Annotated in this window: 2 protein-coding genes; both read left to right on the top strand. The window is 69.9% G+C overall.

Annotation, left to right across the window (positions count from 1 at the left end; genetic code table 11):
- The first annotated feature begins 203 nt into the window (after positions 1–203).
- Complete coding sequence (locus AB0A65_RS26480) at positions 204–3,257, top strand: VCBS repeat-containing protein (RefSeq protein ID WP_359955813.1); 3,054 nt, start codon at positions 204–206, stop codon at positions 3,255–3,257.
- Positions 3,258–3,430: 173 nt separating this feature from the next.
- The gene (locus tag AB0A65_RS26475) at positions 3,431–6,046 is read left to right on the top strand and encodes a VCBS repeat-containing protein (RefSeq protein WP_359955810.1); all 2,616 of its coding nucleotides are present in this window, start codon (positions 3,431–3,433) and stop codon (positions 6,044–6,046) included.
- Positions 6,047–6,111: the final 65 nt, after the last annotated feature.

The raw sequence follows: 6,111 nt of genomic DNA, 5'->3' as shown, positions 1-6,111 counted from the left end.
ACCCCCCCCTCTCCCCACCGCCCCCCCGCGCCCCAAACACCCCCCCCCCCCACACCTAAACCCCCCCCCCCCGGTTGGGGCCCCCCCGCATCGCGGGGCCGCCCTTCCGCGTTCAGGCGGTGCAACCGGTATCGGAAACAACGCGTGTAGTCCATGTCGGACCCCACGACTCCCTCTCTGCACCCAACTGAACAGGAGCCCCATTGCACTCCGAACCCCGCATACCGGGGCGAACGGCCGCGCGCATCGCGGCACTCGCCCTGACGGCCCCGATAGCAGCGATCGCCTTCGCGGCCCCCGCGGCAGCGGATCTCCCGGACGTCGTCGGCGTCGAAAGCGCCTCGATGAGCCCGGTCCTCCCGTACTCGATCACGCCCGGCGAAGACCCTGAGCACTCGGTGGTCGAAGTCGAGTACACCCCGTCGGCCGGGTACGAGGACCTCGACCACACCGTGACCGTGATGATCGAGTTCGACGGTCCGAGCGGGACGCTGAACATCGAACCCGGTGACGGCTGCGAGGCGTTCGCAGGCGTGCAGGTCTACTGCACCGAGCCGAGCGCAGGACCCTACTGGCTCTTCGACTTCGAACTCTCGGCCGATGAGCCGGGAGAGGACACGACCTTCCCGTACACGGTCACCGCGAGCATCGACTCCGTGGTGTTCGCCACCGAGACCGGCACCCTCCTGGTCCACGGCGAAGGCGAACCCGACCCGCACAAGCCGTTCTTCCACGGCGACCCGGCGGCCGTCACCGGCGCCGCGCCCGGCTCGACCGCGACGGTCGTACCCGTGTTCCGCCAGGACCGCGACCTGTCCGGTGCGGCGGCGGCGGTGATCGCCCATTTCTCGGACTCCTTCTCCCGCATGGGCCTCAGCCAGAAGGGCGCGTCGGTCGTCGCCGACTACGACAACTGCCGCCCGGTCGAACAGGACCAGATCCACGGCGGCGTCGAGTGCGTCATCACTGACTTCGCCGGACTGACCGGTTCCGCGCTTACCTTCACGCAGCCGATCGAGTACGCGATCGACGCCGATGCGATCGGACCGTTCGAGGTCTGCGGCTGCGTCTACTCCGTCCGCACGGTCGACGCGAACACACTCGCTGAGGACTTCGGCGACCTGACCTGGGACCCGGTGTCCGAGAACCTGCTCGGCATCGAACCGGCCGACACGTGGACCGACCCGGGCGACCCGGAAATGGCGGAGTGGGAGGGCGTCATCTCCATCGCCACCTCCGCGAACCCCTTCGACCTCAACGTCTCCGGCGGCGACCTCGAAGGCAACGTCGGCAAGACCTCCACGATCACGCTGCCGGTCGGCAACGGCGGGCCCGCGACGGTCTACAACCGCGAGGACGACTTCGGGTCGGCCTCGATCCGCGTGGAGCTGCCCGTCGGGACCGAGCTTGCCTCGATCGACTCGGACGGCACCGACGACTGGAGCTGCCTCGACCCCGAGTCGCTGGCGGACGAATACGCGCGCACCGAGACCGTGCTCGACCGGTACGACCTGTACTGCTTCCTGATGACGCCGCTCGCGGCCGGTGAGACCGCGGACTTCACGTTCACCGTCGACCTCACCGGTGACGGGTTCGACCTGGGCTACGCCGAGATCGTGGGCCTCACGGAGGGCGTCGGCGGCGCCGACCTCGAAGCGGACTTCATCGACAACGTCGGTGCGATCCAGAACATGGCCGAGGCCGTCGAGGTGCCCCGCAACGACTTCGACGAGGACGGGGTCGAGGACCTGATCGCGGTCCGCAAGGCCGACGGCGCGCTCGTGCTCTACCCCGGCACCGAGGCCGGGACGCTCGGGTCCGCGAAGGTCCTCGCGACCGGCTGGGGCCACATGGACGTCGTCATGGCCGGGGACGTGAACGGCGACGGCCACTCCGACCTCCTCGCCCGCGACACGAGGACCGGCGGGCTATACACCTACCCCGGCAACGGGAACGGCGGCTTCGGCACGCGCATCACCTCGGGCTCCGGCTGGGGTCCGATCGAGGTCTTCACCGCCGCCGACACCGACGGCAACGGGACCGTGGACATCGTGGCCACCCGCAAGCACGACGGCCGCCTCTTCGAGTACTCCGGCGGCGGGAACGGCAAGTTCTCCCTGGCCGGGACCTACGGCGACGGCAACGAGCAGATCGACGCCATGACGAACCTCGGGGACATCGACGCCGACGGCATCGACGACCTCGTGTACCGCCTCGCGCCCGACCAGGAGTACTGGGTCTTCCTCTCGACCGAGGACGCGCCCGTCGAGTACGAGCGCTGGTTCGGCAGCCTGGACGAGAACCGCCGCTACAGCCAGATCACGGGCCTCGGCGACCCGGACGGCGACGGCAGCGCCGAGCTCGCGCTCACCGACGCCCGCACCGGCGCGCTCTACCGGGCGTCGATCACCGCCTCGGGCACCGTGTACGACTACGTGACGCTGGCGTCCTCCGGCTGGGGCGGCATGCGCCTCCCCGAGGTCGACGCCCACCGCGAGTACGACTTCGACCAGAACGGCACCGCGGACCTCCTGGCGCGCAACGCCTCGACGGGGACGACGTACCTCTACCCCGGCGCCCTCGCGGGCGGGTTCGGGCCCCGGGTCTCCTGGGGCGCGGAGTTCAGCGGCATGAACCTGATCGAGGCCGCGGGCGACCTCACCGGGGACAACCTCCCCGACGTGCTCGCCCGGACCTCCGCGGGCGTCCTCTACACCTACCCCGGCGACGGCTTCGGCGGCCACGGTACGCCCGTGAAGACCGGCACCGGCTGGAACGTCATGAGCGCCATCGTGTCCGGCCACGACTTCAACGGGGACGGCCGGGTCGACATCGTCGCCCGCGAGGCTTCGACCGGAGTCCTGTGGCTGTACCCGGGCAAGGCCGACGGCACGGTCGGCACCCGGGTCAAGATCGGGACCGGCTGGAACGCGATGAAGGAGATCACCGCGCCGGGCGACCTCGACCACGACGGGATCGCCGACGTCCTCGCCGTCCGCACCTCCGACAACTGCATGTACTTCTACGCGGGCAAGGCGACCGGCGGCGTGAAGAACGGCGTCAAGGTCGGGTGCGGCTGGGCGGCAATGGACGCGCTGACCTCGGTCGGCGACTACGACGGCGACGGCCACGCGGACCTCGTCGCGCGACGCAAGTCGGACGGGAAGCTGTTCATGTACAAAGGCGACGGCAAGGGCGACTTCGGTGCGTCCGTGCAGATAGGTTCCGGCTGGAACGCCATGAACCTCATCGCATAAGCGGCGAATCAGGATTATTCCGGGCGGCGGCTCCATTCGGGGCCGCCGCCCTTCCGCGTCTCCGCTGCCGTACCCAGGGTGCAACCGATTTCTGAAAGAATGCGTGTAGTCCATGTCGGACCCCCCGGCATCCCCTGGCACGAACCCCACCCTCCAATTGAACAAGGAGCCAGATGAACCCCGATTCCCTCGGGCGCGTCGCCACGCGCCTGGTAGCGGGTGCTGCCGTCGGCCTGATGGTCGCAGCGGCATTCGCGGCACCGGTGGCCGCACAGGAGGACTACGAGCCGTTCCTCCACGGTGACGTCACCATCACCGGGGCGGCGGCCGGCGCGACCGCGAACGCCACCCCGGTCTTCTTCCAGCAGCAGGACCTCGCCGCCGACACCGCGGCCGTCGTCGTGTCGTTCAGTGCGCCGACCGTGCCCGGCACGGTCGCCGACGTCGCCTACGACAACTGCACCTCCGTCGAGACCGGTGCGGTCGACTGCGTCTTCGCGGGCTTCACCGGGACGACCGGCACCGCCTACACGCTGACCGGCCCGATCGGGTACGCCGTCCCCGCCGGGACGCCCGGGCCGATCGAGGTGTGCGGCTGCGAGTACACCGTCGCCACGATCGACGAAGCGGAACTCGCCGAGTACCCGGACCTCCCCACGGACCCCGAGGACCCGAACCTCCTCGGGATCACCGAGGCCGGGACCTGGGACGACCCGGCCGCGACCGCCGACGCCGGTTCGGTCTCCGTGGTGAGCGCCGAGAACAAGTTCGACCTCTACATCGAGGGCACCGAGCAGGTCGGGACCGCGATCGGCACCGAGCCGATGGTCAGCCTGTTCGTGCGCAACGCCGGCCCCGCCGACGCGGCCGACCTCGCGGTGGACGAGCCCGGCTCGTACGTGCTGCGCGGGCGGCTGCCCGACGGCACGGAGCTCACGCAGCTCAACTCCGACGGGAACGCCGCGTGGACGTGCCTGGACGAGAGCGAGCTCGCGGCCGAGTACGCGCGCACCGAGAACACGCTGCTCGACCGCTTCGACTTCGTCTGCCACGTCCAGTCGATCGCCGCGGACGACCACGAGACCCTGCGCTTCTACGCCGAGATCACCGGGGGCGCCAACGAGCCCGGCCGGTTCGAGGTCGCCCCGACCTACACGAGCGAGTACAGCGAGAACCTCGACGCCGTGCCGTACAACGACATGTGGTTCGTGCTCTCCGGCATGCCCGCGGTGCCGCTGGCGCGCAACGACTTCAACGACGACGGCCTGGACGACCTGATCTCGGTCCGCGAGACCGACGGCGCGCTGCGCCTGCACGCCGGCAACGGCGACGGCACGTTCGACGGCGCGGTCACCGTGGCCACCGGCTGGGCCGGCTACGACGTCGTCATGGCCGGGGAGGTCAACAGCGACGGGTACGCGGACCTCCTGGTGCGCGACAACGCCGCCGGAATCCTGTACACGTACCCGGGCGACGGGAACGGGGGCTTCGGCACCCGCATCCGGTCCGGTTCGAGCTGGAACACCATGGGCGTCTACACGACCGCCGACGTCACCGGCGACGGCATGACGGACGTCCTGGCCGTGCGCAACTCGGACGGCGGCATGTACGCCTACCCGGGCAACGGCGACGGCACGTTCGGCGGCAGCATCCTGTTCGGCCTGGGCTACAACTACATCGACGCGATCGTGTCCGTCGGCGACGTCGACAAGGACGGCGCCGAGGACCTCATGATCCGCGACAGCCAGACCAAGGGCTACTGGGTGCTCGCGTCCACGGCCGAGACCTGGATCGAGCTGTCCCCGTCCCTGGACGACGGCTCGGGCCGCGTCTACCGAAGCGTCACCGGCGCAGGCGACCTCGACCGCGACGGGTACGTGGACCTGCTCTCGGTCGACACCCGGACCAGTGCGCTGTACCGGCACTCGTTCGAGCTGAACGGGTACGTCCAGCCGGAGCCGCCGGTGCAGTCCTCGGGCTGGATCGGCGTGAGCCTGCCGATGGTCACCACCGACCGCGCGCACGACTTCGACGAGGACGGCGGCGACGACATCATCGTGCGGCGCGAGTCCGACGGGAACACGTTCGCCTACTACGGGAACGGCGCCGGCGGCTTCACCGCCAGCTACTCCTGGGGCACGACGTTCTCCGGGATGAACCTGCTCGCGACCGCGGGCGACTTCACCGGCGACGGCCTCGCGGACGTCATCGGCCGGGTCGGCTCCTCCGGGGCCCTGTATGTCTACCCGGGCACCGGCATCGGCGACTACGACTACGACGCGCGCATCCGGATCGGCACCGGCTGGAACATCATGAGCGCCATCGTGTCCGCGTACGACTACAACGGCGACCTCAAGGTCGACATCATCGCCCGCGAAGCCTCGACCGGGGTGCTCTGGCTGTACCCGGGCAAGGCGAACGGGACGGTCGGCACCCGGATCCAGATCGGGACCGGCTGGAACGCGATGAAGGAGATCACCGCGATCGGCGACCTCGACAACGACGGCACCGCCGACCTGATCGCGGTCCGCACCTCGGACAACTGCCTGTACTTCTACGGCGGCAAGCCGACCGGCGGCGTCAAGAACGGCGTGAAGATCGGGTGCGGCTGGGCCGCGCTCGACAACCTCACGGCCGCGGGCGACTTCAGCGGCGACGGCCACATCGACCTCGTGGCCCGGCGCACGTCGGACGGGAAGCTGTTCATGTACAAGGGGAACGGCCAGGGGAGCTTCGGCTCCTCGACCCAGATCGGCTCCGGCTGGGGCGGCTTCGACCTCTTCGCGTAGCGACTGAGCAATGAGGACGGGCGGCGGCTCTTCGGAGCCGCCGCCCGTTCCGTGCGTTCAAGCCC

This window comes from Glycomyces sp. NPDC047010 (genome assembly GCF_040644205.1).
Lineage (GTDB): Bacteria > Actinomycetota > Actinomycetes > Mycobacteriales > Micromonosporaceae > Glycomyces.
This window is presented reverse-complemented; position numbering and strand designations above follow the sequence as displayed.

Bases quoted from the DNA above. Each gene is read 5' to 3' on its own strand.
- AB0A65_RS26475 (WP_359955810.1), top strand. From the start codon at position 3,431: ATGAACCCCGATTCCCTCGGGCGCGTCGCCACGCGCCTGGTAGCGGGT.